A 19,394-nucleotide genomic window follows, 5' to 3' on the forward strand; every position below is an offset into this window, starting at 1 on the left:
GCGGGACCGGTCAGTGCGACTCACGGCTGACGTCCGATCCGCTGGAACCGGTGAGGAAGTCCAGGTCGGCGCCGGTGTCGGCCTGCTGGACGTGGTCGACGTAGAGCCGTTCCCATCCGCGACGAGGGGCGGCGAAGCCGGTGACGGTCGCCTCGTTGGGGGTGCGTCGGGCGAGTTCGTCGGCGGGCACTTCGAGGTCGATGCGGCGGGCTTCGACGTCCAGGCTGATGATGTCCCCGGTGCGCACCAGGGCGAGGGGGCCGCCGGCGGCCGCCTCGGGGGTGACGTGCAGCACGACCGTGCCGTAGGCGGTGCCGCTCATCCGGCCGTCGCAGACGCGGACCATGTCGCGCACGCCCTGTTCGAGCAGTTTCCTGGGCAGGGGCATGTTGGAGACTTCCGGCATGCCCGGGTAGCCCTTGGGGCCGCAGCCGCGCAGGACCATGACGGAGTCGGCGTCGATGTCGAGTTCCGGGTCGTCGACGCGGGCGTGGAAGTCCTCGATGCTGTCGAAGACGACCGCCCTGCCGCGGTGGCGCAGCAGGTGCGGTGAGGCCGCCGCCGGCTTGATCAAGGCGCCCCGTGGGGCGAGGCTGCCGCGCAGGACGGCGATGCCGCCCTCGGCCACCAGCGGCTTCTGCCGGGTGCGGATCACTTCTGGGTCCCAGATCGGGGCGTCGTCGAGGTGGTCCACCAGAGGGGTGCCGGTGACGGTCAGTGCCTCGGGGTCGAGCAGGTCGCGGACCTCGCGCAGGACGGCGAGCAGTCCGCCGGCCCGGTGGAAGTCGTCCATGAGGAACCGTCCGGCCGGCAGCAGGTCCACGAGGACCGGCACACGGGAGCCGATGCGGTCGAAGTCGTCCAGGGTCAGGTCGATGCCGAGGCGGCCGGCGATCGCCAGGAGGTGGACGACGGCGTTGGTGGAGCCGCCGACGGCGGCGAGCGCCACGATGGCGTTGTGGAAGGACGCCTTGGTCAGGAAGGTGCCGGGCCTGCGGTCGGCGGAGACCATGTCCACCGCGAGGCGGCCGGTGCCGTGTGCGGCCTCCAGGAGGCGGCTGTCGGGGGCGGGGGTGCCGGCGGTTCCGGGCACGGTTGTGCCGAGCGCCTCGGCGACGATGGCCATCGTGGACGCGGTCCCCATGGTGTTGCAGTGCCCGCGGCTGCGGATCATCGCGGACTCGGAGCGGGTGAACTCCTCGTTCGACAGCGTGCCGGCCCTGACCTCCTCCGACAGCCGCCACACGTCGGTGCCGCAGCCCAGCGGCGTACCCCGGAAGGTGCCGGTCAGCATCGGGCCGCCGGGGACGACGACGGCGGGCAGGTCGACGGAGGCGGCGGCCATGAGCAGCGAGGGGATGGTCTTGTCGCAGCCGCCGAGCAGGACGACGCCGTCGATGGGGTTGGCCCGCAGCATCTCCTCCGTGGCCATGGCCGCCATGTTGCGCCAGAGCATGGCGGTGGGGCGCATCTGGGTCTCGCCCAGGGAGATCACGGGAAGTTCCAGCGGGATGCCGCCCGCCTCGTACACGCCGTTGCGGACTGAGGCGGCCACCTCGGTCAGATGTGCGTTGCACGGCGTCAGGTCGGAGGCGGTGTTGGCGATGGCGATCTGCGGACGGCCCGTGAACGCGTCGCCCGGCACACCTCGGCGCATCCAGGCCCGGTGGATGTAGGCGTTGCGGTCCTGACCCGCGTACCACTGTGCGCTGCGGAGCTTCACAGACGACTCTTTTCATTAATTGGTACGACGGTCTACAGTCTGGAACACGATGGAGCATACGCAGACGTTCGACGGATCGACAGACCTCGCGGACGAGAAGAACGCCGACAGCGGCGACACCAATCGCTTGGTGGGCTCCGACCGGGTGCTGGCCGTACTCAAGGAACTCGCCCGTTACCCCGACGGCGTGGGACTCGAGGAGATGACACGGGCGATCGGGGCTCCGAAGCCGACGGTGCACCGGGCGCTGGGCTCCCTGCGCCGGGCCGGCCTCGCCGACCAGGACGGCCGCGGCCGCTATGTGCTGGGCGACGAGTTCCTCCGCATGGCGTTCGCCCACCACGAGGCCCGCCCGGAACACGTACGGATCAGTCCGCTGCTGAACACGCTGGCCACCCGGTTCGGCGAGACCGCGCACTACGCCGTACTCGACGGCCGCGAGGTGGTCTACCGGGCCAAGGTGGACCCGCCCAGCGGCGCGGTGCGGCTCACCTCCACGGTGGGAGGACGCAACCCGGCACACTCCACCGCCGTCGGAAAACTACTGCTCGCACACCGGCTGTCCACCCTGGACGCGGTCCGGGACTGGGTCGGCGCCGACCCCCTCCCCCGCCGTACGGCACAGACCCAGTGCACGGCCGAAGACCTGCACCAGGAACTCGAACTCACCCGGGAACGCGGCTACTCCGTCGACGACCAGGAGAACGAAATCGGGGTCAACTGCCTCGCGCTGCCCATCTACGCGGCCACGCCGGCCGTTCCCGCGGGCGCGATCAGCGTGAGCGCCGTGGCCTACCGCACCCCGCTGAGCACCCTGACGGACGCCGTCGAGGAGATCAGGGGTCTGCTCGGCGTCCTGGGAACGGCTTGCCCGTGACCGCCGCGCATCCGGCCACAGCAGATACGTGCCGTCCCGGCCTCCGCGTCACTCCCCCGGCCGGTCCGGTCCGGCCGTCCTCACCCTCCATCTGATCTGACCCGTCACACCGGCTCACCCTGGAGAACCATCCGTGTACCTCATGCGCATCGGCGCCCCTGGCTCCGAGAAGCCCGTTGCCCGTATCGACGCCGACAGCTACATCGACCTGTCGGATGTCGTCACCGACTTCGACGAAGCCTTCTTCGCCTCCGGCGGCATCGACCGCGTCCGTCCCGTCGTCGCCGAGCGCGCCGCCGCCGGTCAGGTGTCCCGCTTCGCCGGGGAGCGGATCGGCGCACCGATCGCCCGGCCGCACCAGATCCTGTGCATCGGCCTGAACTACCGTGACCACGCGGCCGAGAGCGGCATGGCCGTCCCCGACGAGCCGATCCTGTTCACCAAGTCGCCCAACACGTTGATCGGCCCGAACGACGACGTGCGCATCCCGCGCGGCTCCACCAAGCCGGACTGGGAAGTAGAGCTGGGCATCGTCATCGGCAGCCGCACCAGCTACCTGGACTCCGTCGACGAGGCCCGCGACGCCATCGCCGGGTACGTCGTCGTCAACGACGTCAGCGAGCGCGCCTTCCAGTTGGAACGCGGCGGGCAGTGGGCCAAGGGCAAGTCCGCCGAGACCTTCAACCCCGCGGGTCCGTGGCTCGCCACCACCGATGAGATCGACGACGTCCTCGCCCTGGACATGTGGCTGGACGTCAACGGCGTTCGCCGGCAGACCGGCACCACCAAGACGATGATCTTCGACCCGTACTTCATCGTGCATTACCTCAGCCAGTTCCTCGTCCTCGAACCGGGCGACCTGATCAACACCGGCACCCCGCCCGGCGTCGGCATGGGCTTCAACCCGCCGGTGTGGCTGCAGCCGGGCGACATCATGGAACTGGGCATTCAGCAGCTGGGCAGCCAGCGGCAGCACGTGCTCGGACCGCGGTGAACGACGCACCCATGCGCGCGTTCGTCCTGACGGCACCCGGCGCGTACGAGGTTCAGGAGGTGCCCTCACCGGTGGCGGCTCCCGGCGAGGTCGTGGTCGACGTCGAACGGGTCGGCGTCTGCGGAACCGACGTCGAGTTCTTCACCGGTGAGATGGCCTACCTCCACACGGGCCACGCCTCCTACCCCTTGCGTCCGGGCCACGAGTGGTCCGGACGGGTGACCGCTGTGGGTCACGGCGTGGACCCCTCCTGGACCGGACGGCGGGTCATGGGCGACACCATGCTGGGCGACGGCACCTGCCGTCGCTGCCGCAAGGGGCACCAGCACGTCTGCGAGAAGCGCCAGGAGGTGGGCATCCGAGGGGATCGGCCCGGTGCGCTGGCCGAGCGTCTCGCCGTTCCGGTCTCCTCACTGCACGCCCTGCCCGACAGCGTCGACGCCGCCCTCGGTGCCCTGGTGGAACCCGGCGGCAACGCCCTGCGCGCCGCGCAGGCCGCCGAACTCGGGCCCGGGGACCGCGCTCTGGTACTCGGGCCGGGCACGATCGGCCTGCTGGTCGCGATGTTCGCCCGCACCACGGGTGCCGAGGTGCACCTGATGGGACAGACCGACGAGTCGCTCGCATTCGCCCGTGCCCTCGGCTTCGAGCACGTCTGGCGGGAGAACGACGTTCCCGACCTGCCTTTCGACGCGGTCGTGGACGCCTCGAACGCCGTCCACCTGCCCGCTGCCGCCCTCGACCTTGTCGAGCCCGGCGGCCGGGTCGTCTGCATCGGACTGGCGGGCGAGCCCAGCCGGATCGACACCCGCACCCTGGCGTTGAAGGACGTGACCGCCGTCGGCGTCCTGTCCGCCTCCCCCGGCCTGGACGCCACCATCCGGGCCTACGCCGACAGAACCGTCGACCCGAGTCCACTGATCGCCGCCACCGTCGGCCTCAGCCAGGTCGGTGCCGTCCTCGCCGGCCGGCGTCCGCCGGACGCCGGACCCGGCCCGAAGATCCACGTCGATCCGCGTCTGCCCTGACCCAGGGCCACGCTTTTGTCGTTATGGGTGCTTTGCACTGGGCGCGCGCCACAGGTCCCTGGGGGCGACGCCGACGGTGTCACCTCGCCCGAAGCCGTCGCACTCGCACTCGCACTCGCACTCGCACTCGCACTCAACAACAGGCCCCGCAAGACCCTCGGTTGGAAGACACCTGCCGAAGCCCACAACGAACATCTACTATCGGTCCAGGAAGCCGGTGTTGCGTCGACCGGTTGAGTCCGGGCTCGCTGCCGCGGTCAGTGTGGAAGATGGCCCCGTCGACGTCCCCGCCGCGGGTGGCGGCGGCCATCTGCAGCGATGCCACGGCCAGGCCGCGTCGTGGTGGGCGGACATCGCGTGGCCGAACATCCGGCGGGAGAACAGGTCCTCGACGGTGGCCAGGTCAAGCGGCCCCTCGTCGGTGTCGATCTGCGTGGCGTCCCCGCACCACAGCACGTCGGGTGCGACGGCTGACGCTATCCGAACAGGCGACGCTGGATCTCCCGCCGGTAGTCCTCGAGCGTTCTGTCGAGATGCGCCGCCGTGGCCTCGGCCGCCTTGTCGGGCCGCCCGTCGCGGATGGCCCGGTAGATGGCCTCGTGCTCCTCGACGGCGGCCGCGGTGTTCTCGCCGAACGTTTGGTGGATCCCGATGGCACTGGACTGCCGCTGCAGACGTCGGGCGTCACGCACGGCGTTGCCGAGGAAGGTGTTGTGCGAGGCGGCGGCGACGGCCGCGTGGAAGTCCTCGTCCGCCTGGTTGAACACGTCGACCTGCCCGTGGACGAACCCGTGTCGGCACTGCTGCATGGCGACTTCGATGGTCCGCAGTTCGGCGGGGGTGGCCCGGGTGGCGGCCAGACTGCTGGCGGCCATCTCCTGCACCCTGCGGAACTCGAACAGCATGAGCACATGATCGAGGTCGACGGGGCGGAAGAAGCCGCCCCACCGGCTGGTGATGAGCATGCCCTCGTCGTCGGCGACGAACAGTCCGCGCCCCTTGTGGGCCCGTACCCGGCCGAGCGCCGAAAGGATCTTCACCGCCTCGCGTACCACCGCCCTGCTGGTATTCAGCCTCTGCGCCAGATCGTTCTCCGTGGGCAGCCGGTCACCCGCCACCAGACGGGACTCGGCGATGAACTCAAGGATCCGCTCCGCCACGACCTCGTATCCGGGCCGGTACTCAGGCAGCGCGTCCCCGTCGTTCACTGCCGCCGCCTCAGCAGAAGGTGCCTGCGTCGGCACTGCCGCCTGGGCCGCGGGCGTGTCGTTCATCTGTCCTGCCTCCTGGCTGACGCAAGTTGGGCGACTGATCGCTGTGGAGCCATCCTTACCCTATCTCAAGCCTCGATAAGTCGTACTCATCAAGAAGGTTGATCCACATCGCAAGGCAGAGGCATAAGCAGGCACAAATAGCTTTTTACTGGTTGTTTCCGCCCTCCATGCTGCGGCACTATCCAGGAATCATGGGAGAGAAGAGCTGCGCGAACCCTTGACGAAACCCTCTATGGGGCGGCTAATTGCTTCCGCGGCGGCAACGGAACAGCCGCCCGCAGCGTCCGACGACCGGCCAGGGACGGCCTGGCGTCGCCTCATCCACGCGCCACCCTTCCCACCTGTCCGGCGCGCCTGCACACCCAGTGGAGTCACTCATGACCGTCACAAACCCTTCGGTCCGGCAGACAAGAGTGCTCGGCAAGCGACGTTCGGCATTGCTGGCCGGCTGTGTTGTCACCGTGATGCTGTCCGCGGTCGCCTGTGGCGGTGCCGGCACCGGCGGCGCCAAGACCACCAAGGACGGTTTCGCCCAGGTGCCGCAGAAGGAGGGGGCGTTGACCGTCTGGGTCGACTCGACCCGACTGGCTGCCGCGAAGCAGTACCAGGAGCTCCACCCGGACGTGAAGCTCGACATCGTCACCTACGACGGTAACGCCAACGGGTCCAACTACCTTCAGACCAAGGTCCAGTTGTTCAACCGCACCGGCAAGGGCTGGCCGGACGTCGTCTTCAGCTCCCAGAACAACGAGGTGACCTGGGCGGTCGACGCGGGCTTCGCCGCGCCGCTCAACAAGGGCCTCATCCCGGAGGCGACCCTGGGGCAGTTCGCCAAGGGGGCCAACGACGTCTGCACGGTGAACGGCACCCTGTACTGCCTGCGCAACGACCTCTCCCAGGCGGTGCTCTGGTACAACGCGCCGCTGCTGAAGAAGTTCGGCTACTCCGTCCCGACGACCTGGGAGGAGTACGGGCAACTCGGCAAGAAGGTGGCCAAGGAGCACCCCGGTTACCTGGTGGGCGACGCCGGGGACTCCTTCACGCCCGAGATCTACCTGTGGGCGAGCAAGTGCGGCGCGAACGACATCACGGGCGCCAAGTCCGTGTCGGTGAACACCACCAGCGAGAACTGCACCAAGATGGCCGAGCTCATGGACGTGCTGATCAAGAACAAGTCCATGTCCATCAGCGGGGTCTTCAGCACCGACTTCGCCAAGAACAAGGCCGACAAGGTCCTGCTCATGCCCGGCCCCGCCTGGTTCGGCGGCGCGGTGTTCAAGGACGGCCTCAAGACACCGGCCGGGCAGATCGCGGCGGCGCCCATGCCCCAGTGGAAGGGTGACTCTTCGCCGTCCACGGGCAACGTCGGCGGCGGCACCTGGCTGGTGTCCCAGCACTCCGCTCACCTCAAGGCCGCCACCGACTTCCTGAAGTGGGTCACCACCGACAACGCCTACCAGGGCGAGAAGGCGCCCGGCTTCCCGGCCTACGCGCCCGCGGCCGAGGCCTGGCTGAAGGGGCAGGCCGCCTCCGGGTACTTCGCCAGTGACCTCAGCGCCCTCGCGTCCGCCTCCTCCCAGGTCTGGCCGGGCTGGGGCTCTGGCCAGTTCAGCCAGGAGGCGATCTGGGCCGCCACGGTCAAGCCCGGTCTCACCGAGGGCAGGACCATCGTGTCGATGCTGCCGGCCTGGCAGGACGCCATCGTCAAGCACGCCAAGTCCAACGGATACAAGGTCTCCGAGTGACCCCCACCCGCACCATGGCCGGCTCCGGGCGGGGGCGCCGTCGCGGCGCCTCCCCGCAGAGCCGGGCCGGCATGGCATTCGTCGCCGCCTATGTGCTGCTGCTGATCGCCTTCGGCATCCTTCCGACCGGTTACGCCGTCTACTTCGCGTTCACCGACGCCGGGGGCACGTTCACCGGATTCACCAACTTCATCACCACGGCGCAGGACTTCCGCTTCGTCGACGCCGTGGGCCACGTGACCCTGTACCTGGTGTTCTGGCTCGTCTCGCTGGTGTTGTTCGTGGTGGGCCTGGCGCTGCTGCTGCACCGCCTGGCCTCCCGCACGGCCGGCCAGGCGCTCCGGTTCCTCTACTACATCCCCGGAGCGCTCGCCGGCGCCGCGAGCGTGCTGGTGTGGCTGTTCATGCTCGACCCGACGGTGAGCCCGGTCAGTTCACTGCTGGGCCTGCTGGGATTCGACACCTTCGGCGAGGTGATCGCTCCCGGGAACCTGGCGCTGCTGTTCACCGTCATCGCGTTCTGGACCGGGGCGGGCGGCTGGATCGTCGTCATGTACGGCGCGCTCAACAACATCCCCAAGGACGTCATGGAAGCCGCGCACATCGACGGCGCGAGCGCCTGGCAGACCGCCTGGCACATACAGATCCCGATGCTCCGCAAGTGGATCGTGTACATGGTGATCCTGGCCTTCGCGGGTGGCGCCCAGCTCTTCGTGGAGCCGCAGTTGCTCTCCCTCGCCAGCGTGGGCGTGGCCGGACGCGACTACTCGCTCAACCAGCTGACCTACGACTTCGCCTTCCAGATGAACAACATCAACGGCGCCGCCGCGGTCTCGGTGGAACTCCTGGTCGTCAGTGTGTCGGCCGCCGCCCTCTTCGTCGCACGGTCGGGATTCTTCGATGCCGATTGAGACCTCCGCCACTCCGATCGCCGCCACTTCGCGCGAGGGACGCGAACCAGGCGGTATGAGCCCGGCCCGGCACCGCGCATCGCGGCAGCGCCGTCGATCCGCGCGGCACCTGCCGTCCAGGCTGCTGGCCGGCTCCGTACTGGCCGTGTTCGTGGTGTTCTTCGTGCTGCCGGTGCTGTGGCTCGTCCTCGCGGCGACCAAGACCGACCAGCAACTGGTCCACGACCATCCACTCTCCTTCGGCTCCTGGCACACGCTCAAGGCCAACTGGGACGCGCTTACGGCCTTCCAGGACAACGCCATCCTGCTGTGGCTGGGCAACTCCGCGCTCTACGCGGCGATCTCGCTGGTCATCACGCTCTGCGTGGCCGTACCCGCGGGATACGCCCTGGCGATGACCGAGTTCCGCGGCCGGCGCACCCTGCTGGTCTCGACCCTGGTCGTGATGCTCATGCCGAACGCCACGCTGGTGGTGCCGCTGTTCCTGGAGATCAACGCGGTGGGCCTGATCGGCACGATGTGGTCGATCATCCTGCCGTACGCGTTCTATCCGTTCGGGGTGTACCTGACCTACATCTACTTCACCACCGCCGTGCCCAAGGACCTGCTGGCGGCGGCGCGGATGGACGGCTGCTCGGAGTTCGGTGTCTTCCGTCTGGTGGCACTGCCGCTGGCGACACCGGTCATCGCGCTCGTGGGCTTCTTCAGCTTCGTCGCCAACTGGACCAACTACTTCCTGCCGTACGTCATGCTCCCCGAGAGTGACCAGATGCCCGTCCAGGTGGGGGTCGGCAACCTGCTCAGCAACGTGCCGTCGTTCAATCCGACCGTCGGCGAGCTCGCGATCGAGCGCCCGCAGCTGGCTCTGGCGACGCTGGTGGCCATCACACCGGTCCTGGTCGTCTTCCTCTTCGCCCAGCGCTTCCTGGTCAGCGGGATGCTCGCCGGAGCCACCAAGGAATGACGCCCTGAGCGGGCCCCACCCGCCCGGCCGTCGTCCCCGGCGTGCGCCGTCCCGCCGTCCACCCGAACGGAGATTCCCCATGCCCCACAGCTCTGCCGACCACGCCCCCGCCGAGGACGCCCCCCGCGACCACCTGGTCCCGCCACCCGAGATCGAGGCGGGGGTGCCGCTGCTGGAACCACCCGGCTGGGCCGTGGCCCAGCGATCCCTGTTCGACCTCCTCGACCACGCCTGGCGGCGCTTCGCCCGCGACTTCACCGGCCCGGACGGACGGCTGAACTACACCGGGGAGCTGACCACCCGCGACGGTGTGGACGACTTCTACGAGGTGTTCTTCAACTGGCCCCAGCTGTATCTCCTCGGTGGCGCCGACGATCTGCTGACCGCCAGTGAGAGGCACTGGGAAGGCGTCACCCGGCAACTGACGGAACTGGGCATGCTGCGCGACGAGTACGAGCGCGGCTACGACTGGTTCCACCAGGGCGAAAGCCTGCTCCTGCTCTACTTCCTGTGCATGGCCGCCCCCGACCGCTGGTCCGAACGCGCCCTGCGCTTCGCCGAGCTGTACGTCGACCCGGCCAAGGGCAACTACGAGCCCGAACACCGCGTCATCACCCGCCCGCACAACGGCAGCGACCCCGACCGCCGGGGCCTGTTCGACGGCGACGTCTACCCCTGGCTGGAGAAGGAAGCCCAGACGTACGGCTTCCCGCTCGACTGGATCCCCGAGGCCGGCGGCGGCCCGTACCCCCTCTCGGAGGATCCGCGTCTCGGCGCGCAGATGCGGGACCGGATGGGCGTCGGCGACACCGCGGTCAACCTCGCCGCGGCCGGACTCGTCCTCAACGCCTGGATCCTCTCCGGCGAGGACCGCTACCGCGACTGGATCGTCGAGTACGTGGGCGCGTGGCGCGAGCGCACCGAGGCGAACAGCGGTCTCGTCCCGGACAACGTCGCCCCGGACGGCGTCGTCGGCGGTCTGCTGGAGGGCCGCTGGTACGGCGGCCACTACGGCTGGTCCTGGCCGCACGGCTGGCACAGCGTTGGCCACGCGGCCTGTGTGGCGGCACTGGCGGCAGCCACGGTCACCGGCGACGACGACTACCTCTCCATGGTCGCGACCTCACTCGACACCCTCATCGACCGCGGCAAGGTGATGCCCCACACCGAGGCGGACTCCAGTCTGCCCTCCAAATGGGTGGTCGAGCTCGGCCCGGACGTCCACACGCCCACGCTCCACGTCCCTTTCCGGCACAACGACTCGGGCTGGTTCGACTACAACCCGGCCACACCGCCCGTACCGGTGGCGCTGTGGCACCACACGGCCTCCGACGCCGACCGGGCCCGGCTGGAGCGGCTGCGTGCGGCCGACGGCATCGACTGGCGCACCGTCCGGCCGTTCCGGGCCAAGGAGGAGTCCGGGCACGAAAAGGCGTGGTTCGCCTTCCTCGCCGGCGACGACCCCGGCTATCCCGAGCGCATCCTCACGGCCGCCCAGGCGCAGGTCCGCCACCGCCTGAGGCGCATCGACCGCTACCGCGACCTGGACGTGCCCGAGGCCGACATCCATGTGTGGCAGCTGTGCAACCCCGTGGCCACCGAAGCCCTCGTCCAGCTGACCTGGGGCGGCCCCCAGGTGCTGTACCAGGGCGGCCTGCAGCAGGCCCGGCTGCGCTACCACGACGCCGAGGCCCGCCGCGCCGGCCTGCCGCCGGACGTGGCCGCCCTCGTCACCTCCATCGACCCCGAGGCGACCACTGTCGAACTGGTGAACCTCTCCCCCGAGACAGACCGTACGGTGATCGTCCAGGCGGGCGCCTTCGCCGAGCACACCATCACCGCTGTCCGGTACACGACCTGCACGGACGACGGCTGGATCGGCGACATGTACGACTACGGCCACACGGAGCCGGTGGTCAGCGAGACGGAGCAGTCCTGTGACAGCGCCTTCCTGACCGTCCGGCTGCCCGCATCCACCCGCATCCGGCTCGTTCTCCGGCTTCGGCTGCGCGCCAACACCCCCAGCTACCGCACACCGTTCGACACGGCGGGCGACACGTCCGCCCCGGGCACCGAAGGGGAAACCTCATGAAGCGCATGGCCCAGACCATCCGGCTCCGGCCCGAGCGCCGCGAGGAGTACCTCGAACTCCACTCCGCAGTCTGGCCCGGAGTCGAAGCCGCCCTGCACCGGGCGCACATCCGCAACTACAGCATCTTCCTCCACGGTGACGCGCTGTTCGCCTACTTCGAGTACCACGGCGAGGACTTCGAGGCCGACATGGCCGCCCTCGAAGCCGACCCCGAGACCCAGCAGTGGTGGAAGCTCACCGACCCCTGCCAGGAACCCTGGCCCGACCGGGGCGACTCCCGCCAGTGGACGGAACTGACCGAGATCTGGCACCTCGGCCCGCCCGGCGAAGACGCCACCGTCTGACGCGGCCCGCACCAGACCGACCCGACTTGGAACCTGCCATGACCCCCTCCCCCGTCCTCATCGATGCTCACCACCATCTGTGGGACCTCGACCAGCGTCCGCAACCCTGGCTCGACGACCCCGCCCTGGCATCGATCCGCCGCGCCTTCACCCCCGACGCCCTGCGCTCCGCCGCCACCCGACCCATCGCGGGCCGCCGACTGCACAGCACGGTGGCCGTGCAGTGCATGCCGGACGTGCCCGAGACGGAAGACCTGCTCGCGCTCGCGGAGCGGGAGCCGCTGATCGGGGCCGTGGTCGGCTGGGCGGACCTGACCTCCCCGGCGATCGGGGACGTACTCGACCGACTGCTCTCCGGGCCGGGCGGCACGTACCTGCGATCGCTGCGTCATCTCGTGCAGGGCGAAGCGGATCCGCAGTGGCTCCAACGTCCCGCTGTCGAACGCGGGCTGGCGGCGGTCGGGGAGCGCGGGCTCTGCTACGACGTGCTCGTGCACAGCCACCAGCTCGGTCAGGCGGTCCGCCTGGCCGAGCGGTTCCCGGACCTGCCCCAGGTGCTCGACCACGCCGGCAAGCCGCCGATCGCCGACGGTGACCTGGCGGACTGGGAACGCCAGGTGCAACGGCTGGCCGCACACCAGCAGGTGGTCTGCAAGCTGTCGGGACTGATCACCGAGGCCGACCACGACAGGTGGACCACCGCCGACATCCGCCCCGTCTGGGACATCCTGCTCACCGCCTTCGGCCCCGACCGGCTGATGTTCGGCTCCGACTGGCCGGTCGCCAACCTCGCCGGCGGCTGGAACCGCTGGGCCGCCACCGTGGACGAACTGCTCACCGACTGTGCCGAGAACGAGATCCACGCGCTCCTCGCCGGCACCGCGACCGCCTTCTACCGCCTCCCCACCCGCGGCTGACCGTCGGCTCGTGCTGTAGGGTGGTGTTGTCCCAGTCGACGACCGCGCTGCCGGAGAACACCATCTCCTCGTCGTCGTGCGACAGGGCGAGCGGCAACTCCTCCCAGCGCACGAGGTCCTTGCTCACCGCGTGCCCCCAGGACATGTCGCCCCAGGAGTTGCCGTTCGGGTTGTACTGGTAGAAGAGGTGGTACTCGCCCTTGTAGTAGACGAGGCCGTTGGGGTCGTTCATCCAGTTCTTCTGCGGAGTGAAGTGGAACTGGGGTCGGTAGGTCTCGGTGTACGGCGGGGTGTCGGCCGCGACCGCCGTCTGAGGGCCGAGGGGGGCTGCGGACAGGGCGCAGACGGTCGCCACCGCCGCCATCATCCGTATACGGGCGTGCCGGGATACGCGTACAGAGCTCATGTGTCTCCTAGTCCCGCGGTCGTCCGGGCAGCGGTGAATGCGGCTCCTGCGCGGACGGACCGAAAAGTGACGTCTCCTGCCGGCGTCGTCCATGCCGCCGACCGGGATGTCATCGTTGACTTGTGTCAACGATGACATCAAGGTGCCCGATTATGAAGCCCAACCCGACCAGTACGTCAACGGTCTGGGCGCGATTGCTCCGGTACGAGCCGGTGGTCATTCCGACACTCGGTCAGCTCCGGAACAGGACAGTGCGACGGCCTCTGGATCCAAGTGGACATGGGGCAAACGCAGACCTTCAACAAGATTGGGTTGGATGCCGGCGGCAGTGTCAGCGACTGTGCGCGGAGCTCAGACGTATACGTATCCACGGATGGAACCGACTGGACCAGGGTTTCTTCCGCAGCGGACGGCCAACGAGCCCACCTCATTTCCTTCCCGACGCAAACAGCTCGCTACATCAAGGTCGTCAATACCGGCGATGTCGCGCGTAGCTGGTGGTCAGTCGCAGAATTCAACGTCTACAACTGACCTCAGGCAGCCCGCAGCCCGCAGCCCGCAGCCCGCAGCCCGCAGCGCCCGGCCAGCCCAGCGGCCCGTCCGCTTACGCATCGCTCAGGCATCGCTCCCGCATACGGTGCCGTTGACCAGCGGCGCTCCAGCCAACGAGTGGGGTAATGAGCCGGGGTGACCGGGCGTCAACCGGCGGTCGCTCCCCTCTACCTGAGTGTTCTCATTACCGAGTGCTTCGGTGAGAGGAGCGAATCAGTCGGATCAGACGGTGTCGTTGAGGTCCTGGGCGTATGTCTCGATGGCCCGCCGGTACTGGCGCACGTAAGGGTCCTCGCTGGTGGTGGCGACCAGCTTGAGCAGGATCTGCATGGCTTCGTGGTGCTGGTCGGTGTTGAACAGGGCCATGGCGAGGAAGGTCTGCAGGGCACCGTCATCGGGGAACTCGGCCGCGCCTTGGCGGAGGGTGTCGACCGCCTGGGTGTACCGGCCGAGTATCCGATAGGTACTGCCGAGGCCGAGGAGAGCTCCGCGGCGGTCCTCTTCCGACAGCCCTGATCCCGTCAGGCTGCATTCGTAGAAGGGGACAGCCTCCGCCTCCAGGCCCAGCACGTCATGGACCCAGGCAGTCTGATAGGCCACCTCGGCGTCCCCGGGGTGCTCGGCGGCCAGATCCAGTAACCTCCTCCGGGCCTCTTCGGGATTCCCCTGTCGGCGCAGGCGGATGGCTTCGGCCAGTAGTTCGTCTCTGGTGTGTCCGTTCATGAGTTCATCGTGCCGGGGCGTCGGTGTCCTTGATGTCAGCGGAATGACGTGAGCCGTTCATCGCGGAACGCGGGCGCGGTGAGGGTGCTCAGGCGATGAAGACCGAACTCAGGCACGGGCCACCGCGGTGCCGTCGTTCTCCATCGGGATAGGGCCTGCGTCACCAGCCGGCGGCCGGGTGATCCGGACCAGGGTGCTGTGCGGAACCTCCGTGACGAACCGCTCGGCGCACGTGATCGGCTGGAAGTGGTCCTCCTCGCCCCGCACCAGCAGCTTCGGTGCCGTCGAAGCCGACGGCTTTCCGGCTCTGCCTTGGTGTATCCGCAGACCAAGGCAGAGGCGGACCTGTGGAGGCACGCCGTCTGCCGATCGAGCCCGACCTTCCCCACTCCGGAGAGGAGACCGGGTCGGTCGACCTGCGCCAAGGTCCGAGGGCACACGATGCCTGCCGTCGCTCTGGCACCTCTCTGGTCCCCCGCACGCACAACGGCTTTCAGCCGTGCTCGTTGATCCGGTGCAGAAAGGCCCGTGTGCGCGCGTGGTCGGGGTCGGTCATGAGTTTCTCCGGAGGCCCTTCCTCCAGGATGACGCCCTGGTCGAACATGACGAGGCGGTCGGCCGCGGAGCGGGCGAAGCCCATCTCGTGAGTGACGACGATCATCGTCGTGCCTTCCTCGGCCAACTCCTTCATCACCTCGACGACCTCCCCGACCATCTCCGGGTCAAGGGCGCTGGTCGGCTCGTCGAAGAGCATCAGGGCCGGCTTCATGGCGAGGGCGCGAGCAATGGCGACGCGTTGCTGCTGACCTCCGGACAGGGCGGACGGCCGCGCCGACGCCTTGTGGGCGAGGCCGACCCTCGCCAGCAGGGCGTGCGCCCGTTCACACGCCTCGGACTTCGACAGGCCGAGGACCTTCGCCGGGGCCACGGCCACGTTCTCCAGGGCCGTGAGGTGCGGGAAGAGGTTGAAGCGCTGGAAGACGAAGCCGATGTCGCGGCGGCGCTCGGCGACGACCTTCGGCCGTTCCTCGACCAGCCGCTCGGAGCCGGGCCGGTATCCCACCGGGCGGCCGTGTACGAGGATCTCACCCTCGTCCATGGTCTCGAGATGGTTGAGGCACCGCAGGAACGTGGTCTTGCCGGAGCCCGACGGGCCCACGACGACCACGACTTCACGGGCCATGACGTCCATGGACACGCCGTCCAGGACGCGTACGCCGCCGAAGTGCTTCACCACTCCCCGGGCCGACATCACCGCCGTCGTTGTCGTTTCCATGTCAGTTCGCTCCCTTGCTGACGAGCGAGTCCTTCTTGACGAGCGAGTCCTCCTCGCGACTGGTGAAGCGGCCCCCGCCGACGAACCGCTCGCGCAGGGACGGTCTGGCGACCGTGAGGCCGGGGTCCGCGAACTTGCGCTCGATGAAGCGTTGGACGAAGGACCAGACGGTGGTCAGGGCGAGGTAGTAGCAGGCGACGACGAGGAAGATCTCGAAGGTCTTGAACGTCGCCGAGTTGATCGACTGTGCCGTCAGGAACATCTCCTGCAGGCCGATGACCGACAGAAGGGACGTCGACTTCATCATCAGGTTGAACTCGTTGCCCAGCGGCGGCACGACGATCCGCAGCGCCTGGGGCAGCAGTACAACCCGCATGGTCAGCGCCGGAGTCATCCCCAGCGCCTGGGCCGCTTCCGTCTGCCCGGGGTCGATGGCGTCCAGCGCCGCGCGGAAGATCTCCGCCATGTACGCCGCCTCGTTCGCGGCGAGCGTGATGATGGCCGCCTGGACGACGCCGAGCAGGACGAAGCCGCCGAGGTCGAGGTCCGTGAACCGGTAAATGCCCGTCGCGGCGAGGCCGTTGTAGACGAGGACGAGCTGGACGAGCAGCGGTGTGCCGCGCACCAGCCAGACGTAGGTCCGGCCCACCCGGCGCAGGGCGCCGAAGCGGCTGCGCTGAGCGAGGGCGATGACAAGTCCCAGCACCACGCCGAGGAGTTGGGCGACGACCGAGATGTAGACGGTGCGCCAGAGTCCCTCGAGGAACGTACCGGAGGGCGAGATCAGTTGGTGCCAGAAGAAGGACCAGTCGAAGCCGGCTCCAGACGCCGACTCGGCGAGCAGCGAGACGTCGGCCACGTCTACTTCCCCTCGATGTCGTCGCCGGTCAGGTTCCACTTCTTGAGGATCGAGGTGTACGTCCCGCTCTTCTGCACTGCTGCCAGCGCTTTGGTCAGCGCATCGTGCAGGGCCGCGTTGTCCTTGCGGGTGGCGGCGCCGACCTTGATGCGGTTGAACGGTTCGCCGACGAACGCGAAGGTGTCCGGCTGCTGCTTCATGACATAGGCGGCACTTTCGAGGGTCGTGCCGTAGGAGTCGACGAGACCGAGGCGCAGTTGCTGGAGGGCGTCGCTGTCCTTGGTGAACTGTCGGATGTCGATCTTCGCCTTGCCGGCCGCCACGCACTGCTTCGACCGGTCGTTGAGGTACTGGACGATGGTCGTGCCGGTCTGGCCGGCTGCCTTCCTGCCGCAGAGGTCGTCCGCGCTCTTGATGTCCTCGGCGCTCTTCGCCGCCACGAGCAGGGTGTTGGAGGCGTACATGTACGGCACGAAGTTCACGACCTTCTCCCGCTCCGGCTTGATGTAGAGCTGGCTGATGATCGCGTCGCACTGCTTGGCCTGCAACGCCGGGATGATGCCGTTGAAGCTGGTGTTGGCCCACTCCGCGCGGACGCCGAGTTGGGCGGCGAGCGCGTCTCCGAGCTCGATCTCGGCGCCCACCGGCTTCTGCGACGCGTCGTAGAAGGTCAGAGGGGGCGCGCTGATGTCGGAGCAGTAGGTGATCTGCCCGTCCTTCACCAGGGTGCCGGCGGACACCTTGACGGTTGCCGGGACGGTGGGGCCGGAGGTGTCGGCGGCATCGGTGGAACCTCCACAGCCGGTGAGCGTCGCCGCAGCCGCGACAGCGGCTCCGACGAGCGCGAACGCCGACCGGGGAGAACAGGGGAGCGACCTGGCCATACCGAACTCCTTTGCGGATTCGCACTGTTGCGCGGCGAGTAAGTCAATGCCATAGTCATCGCCATTGACTATGGAGTTCCGTGAAACGGGAAGCTAGGCGCGGCGGTCCAGGACTGTCAAGGACTAGCTGTTACAAGGCAGTTAATAGAGGTTCGGTTCAGAGGTTCAGTGGTTCTGAGGTTCACAGGGAAAGGGAACGATGTCCGCATTCATCGAACGCCAGCTGGCCGCGCAGGGCCCGGACTGGGCCGTCGCCACCCCGCACGCGGCTGCGAGCGATGCGGCGGCCGACGTGCTGCGTGGCGGCGGCAATGCGGTCGACGCGGCACTCGCGGCCGCCGCCCTGCTGACGGTCGTGTATCCCAACCAGTGCTCGGTCGGTGGCGACCTGCTCGCCCTGGTCGGCACCGCCGACGGTGAGATCCGCTGTGTCAACTCCAGCGGCCGGTCGCCGCGGGCCGTCGACGTCGAGTCGCTGATGGCGGCGTACGACATGATGCCCGTACTCGGCGCCCTGCCCGTGACGGTTCCCGGCGTGGTCGCCGGCTGGGCCGAACTCGCCGGGCGTTGGGGAAGCCGCCCGCTCGCGGCGGCGCTCGCCCCCGCTGAGACCGCCGCCCGGGACGGCGTGGCCGTCGCCCCCGGACTCGCCCAGGATCTGCGGCGGGAGTGCGCCGGCCTGGCCCTTGATCCCGGTATGCGCGGAGTGTTCTTCGCGGACGGCGATGTTCTGGCCGCCGGGCAGACGCTCCGCCAGCCCCACCTCGCCCGCACGCTCGCGATGATCGCGGACCAGGGCCCCTCCGCCGTCTACGGCGGTGAAGTGGGCGCGAGCCTGGTGAAGCTGCTGGCCGAGCGGGGTTCGTCCATGACGGAGGAGGACCTCGCCGAGCACACCGTACGGCTGTCGCGACCGCACAGCGCGTCGTACGACGGCGTGGAGTACCTGTCGAGTGGCGACAACTCCCAAGGCCAGTACTTCCTCCAGGCCCTCAAGGCACTCGATCTCGTACGCACGGCCCGCGGCCCTCTCGAACCGGCGGGCCGCGACGCCGGCGTGGTCGCGCGCGTGCTCGCCCGGGCCGCCACCGACCGCGACCGCCACTGCGCCGACCCCGACTGGTCCACCGTCCCCGCCGATGAGCTCCTGTCCGATGCCTATGTCCGAGCCATCGCCGAGGACGCGATGTCGGACTCGCCCGTCCGACTGGCGGGGCAGCGCAAAGTGTCGGGCGATACCGTCGCCGTCGTCGTCGCGGACGCGAACGGCACCTGGGTCTCCCTGATCCAGAGCGTCTTCCACGCCTTCGGAGCCGCCCTCCTCGACCCCACGACCGGCGTCGTCCTGCACAACCGGGGCGCGTCCTTCTCCCTCGACCCCACCTCGCCGAACCGCCTCGCCGGCGGCAAGCTCCCCCTGCACACCCTGATGCCGGTCCTGACGCGCCAGGACGGCCAACTCAGCGCCGCACACGGTGCCATGGGCGGACGTGCCCAACCGCAGGTGCACACTCACCTGGCACTGCACCTCGCCACCGGTGCCCCGCCCCGGCACGCCACATCCGCGCCGCGTTGGGTACTCGGAGCCATGGAGGCGGGGGTGACGGAGGGCGCGGGCGTCGTCAAGGCGGAGCGGGACGTGGCCGTCGCCGGTGTCCAGGCCATCGAGCGGGCCGGGTTCGCCGTTGAGCGGATCGAGTCGTACGACGATGGGGTGGGCCACGGTCAACTGGTGCGCCGAGCCACGGTCGCCGGGCGGCCGTGGCTGGCGGCGGCCACGGATCCGCGTGCGGACGGCTCCGCTCTGGCGGGCTGACACCGCACC

Annotated in this window: 17 protein-coding genes and 2 pseudogenes; 11 read left to right on the plus strand and 8 right to left on the minus strand. The window is 69.0% G+C overall.

What is annotated here, in order from left to right; translation table 11 throughout:
• Positions 1-10: 10 nt before the first annotated feature.
• Positions 11-1,723 carry an IlvD/Edd family dehydratase gene (locus CES90_RS46840; RefSeq protein WP_189786891.1) on the minus strand — a complete coding sequence of 571 codons (1,713 nt, stop codon included), beginning with the start codon at positions 1,721-1,723 and terminating at the stop codon, positions 11-13.
• Between the two features lie 49 nt (positions 1,724-1,772).
• On the opposite strand from CES90_RS46840, the gene CES90_RS46845 reads away from it, so the two are divergent.
• The 3 genes from CES90_RS46845 (at position 1,773) to CES90_RS46855 (ending at position 4,622) form a co-directional block, all read left to right on the plus strand.
• A complete protein-coding gene (locus tag CES90_RS46845; RefSeq protein WP_189786890.1) occupies positions 1,773-2,600 on the plus strand; it encodes an IclR family transcriptional regulator in 828 nt (275 codons plus the stop codon).
• A gap of 133 nt (positions 2,601-2,733) precedes the next feature.
• Positions 2,734-3,594, plus strand: a complete 861-nt coding sequence (locus CES90_RS46850; RefSeq protein ID WP_189786889.1) for a fumarylacetoacetate hydrolase family protein — start codon at positions 2,734-2,736, stop codon at positions 3,592-3,594.
• Between the two features lie 11 nt (positions 3,595-3,605).
• Entirely contained in the window at positions 3,606-4,622 is a 1,017-nt protein-coding gene (locus tag CES90_RS46855) for a zinc-dependent alcohol dehydrogenase (protein WP_189786888.1), read from the plus strand.
• 476 nt (positions 4,623-5,098) lie between these two features.
• On the opposite strand, the gene CES90_RS46860 is transcribed toward CES90_RS46855, so the two are convergent.
• A complete protein-coding gene (locus tag CES90_RS46860; protein ID WP_229914290.1) occupies positions 5,099-5,896 on the minus strand; it encodes a FadR/GntR family transcriptional regulator in 798 nt (265 codons plus the stop codon).
• A gap of 377 nt (positions 5,897-6,273) precedes the next feature.
• Between CES90_RS46860 and CES90_RS46865 the strand changes: the two genes are divergently transcribed.
• From CES90_RS46865 to CES90_RS46890, 6 genes are all read left to right on the plus strand, one after another.
• Entirely contained in the window at positions 6,274-7,641 is a 1,368-nt protein-coding gene (locus CES90_RS46865; protein ID WP_189786887.1) for an ABC transporter substrate-binding protein, read from the plus strand.
• A gap of 14 nt (positions 7,642-7,655) precedes the next feature.
• Positions 7,656-8,552: a carbohydrate ABC transporter permease gene (locus CES90_RS46870; protein WP_373313567.1), complete on the plus strand. Its 897-nt coding sequence runs from the start codon at positions 7,656-7,658 to the stop codon at positions 8,550-8,552.
• Positions 8,553-8,661: 109 nt separating this feature from the next.
• Positions 8,662-9,516, plus strand: a complete 855-nt coding sequence (locus tag CES90_RS46875; RefSeq protein ID WP_189786950.1) for a carbohydrate ABC transporter permease — start codon at positions 8,662-8,664, stop codon at positions 9,514-9,516.
• Between the two features lie 79 nt (positions 9,517-9,595).
• Positions 9,596-11,608, plus strand: coding sequence for a hypothetical protein (locus tag CES90_RS46880; RefSeq protein ID WP_189786885.1), 2,013 nt, complete (start codon positions 9,596-9,598; stop codon positions 11,606-11,608).
• Positions 11,605-11,952, plus strand: a complete 348-nt coding sequence (locus CES90_RS46885; protein WP_189786884.1) for an L-rhamnose mutarotase — start codon at positions 11,605-11,607, stop codon at positions 11,950-11,952. The genes CES90_RS46880 and CES90_RS46885 overlap by 4 nt, the downstream gene beginning before the upstream one ends.
• 38 nt (positions 11,953-11,990) lie before the next feature.
• Positions 11,991-12,869 (plus strand): amidohydrolase family protein, encoded by an 879-nt coding sequence (locus CES90_RS46890; protein WP_189786883.1) that lies wholly within the window; start codon positions 11,991-11,993, stop codon positions 12,867-12,869.
• A 19-nt stretch (positions 12,870-12,888) separates the two neighbouring features.
• Here CES90_RS46890 and CES90_RS46895 read toward each other — a convergent pair.
• Positions 12,889-13,275, minus strand: a pseudogene (locus tag CES90_RS46895) (glycoside hydrolase family 32 protein); the annotation flags it as partial.
• A gap of 216 nt (positions 13,276-13,491) precedes the next feature.
• Between CES90_RS46895 and CES90_RS52310 the strand changes: the two are divergent.
• Positions 13,492-13,806, plus strand: a pseudogene (locus CES90_RS52310) (discoidin domain-containing protein); the annotation flags it as partial.
• A 243-nt stretch (positions 13,807-14,049) separates the two neighbouring features.
• Here CES90_RS52310 and CES90_RS46905 read toward each other — a convergent pair.
• From CES90_RS46905 to CES90_RS46925, 5 genes are all read right to left on the minus strand, one after another.
• Complete coding sequence (locus tag CES90_RS46905) at positions 14,050-14,550, minus strand: tetratricopeptide repeat protein (RefSeq protein WP_189788710.1); 501 nt, start codon at positions 14,548-14,550, stop codon at positions 14,050-14,052.
• A gap of 108 nt (positions 14,551-14,658) precedes the next feature.
• Entirely contained in the window at positions 14,659-14,817 is a 159-nt protein-coding gene (locus CES90_RS46910) for a hypothetical protein (protein WP_208921692.1), read from the minus strand.
• Positions 14,818-15,043: 226 nt separating this feature from the next.
• Positions 15,044-15,826 (minus strand): amino acid ABC transporter ATP-binding protein, encoded by a 783-nt coding sequence (locus CES90_RS46915; protein WP_189788709.1) that lies wholly within the window; start codon positions 15,824-15,826, stop codon positions 15,044-15,046.
• A gap of 1 nt (position 15,827) precedes the next feature.
• Positions 15,828-16,685: an amino acid ABC transporter permease gene (locus CES90_RS46920; protein ID WP_189788708.1), complete on the minus strand. Its 858-nt coding sequence runs from the start codon at positions 16,683-16,685 to the stop codon at positions 15,828-15,830.
• Positions 16,686-16,687: 2 nt separating this feature from the next.
• Positions 16,688-17,569 carry an ABC transporter substrate-binding protein gene (locus tag CES90_RS46925; protein ID WP_189788707.1) on the minus strand — a complete coding sequence of 294 codons (882 nt, stop codon included), beginning with the start codon at positions 17,567-17,569 and terminating at the stop codon, positions 16,688-16,690.
• A gap of 199 nt (positions 17,570-17,768) precedes the next feature.
• On the opposite strand from CES90_RS46925, the gene CES90_RS46930 reads away from it, so the two are divergent.
• A complete protein-coding gene (locus CES90_RS46930) occupies positions 17,769-19,385 on the plus strand; it encodes a gamma-glutamyltransferase family protein (protein ID WP_189788706.1) in 1,617 nt (538 codons plus the stop codon).
• Positions 19,386-19,394 lie beyond the last annotated feature (9 nt).

Source organism: Streptomyces capitiformicae (assembly GCF_002214185.1).
GTDB lineage: Bacteria > Actinomycetota > Actinomycetes > Streptomycetales > Streptomycetaceae > Streptomyces > Streptomyces capitiformicae.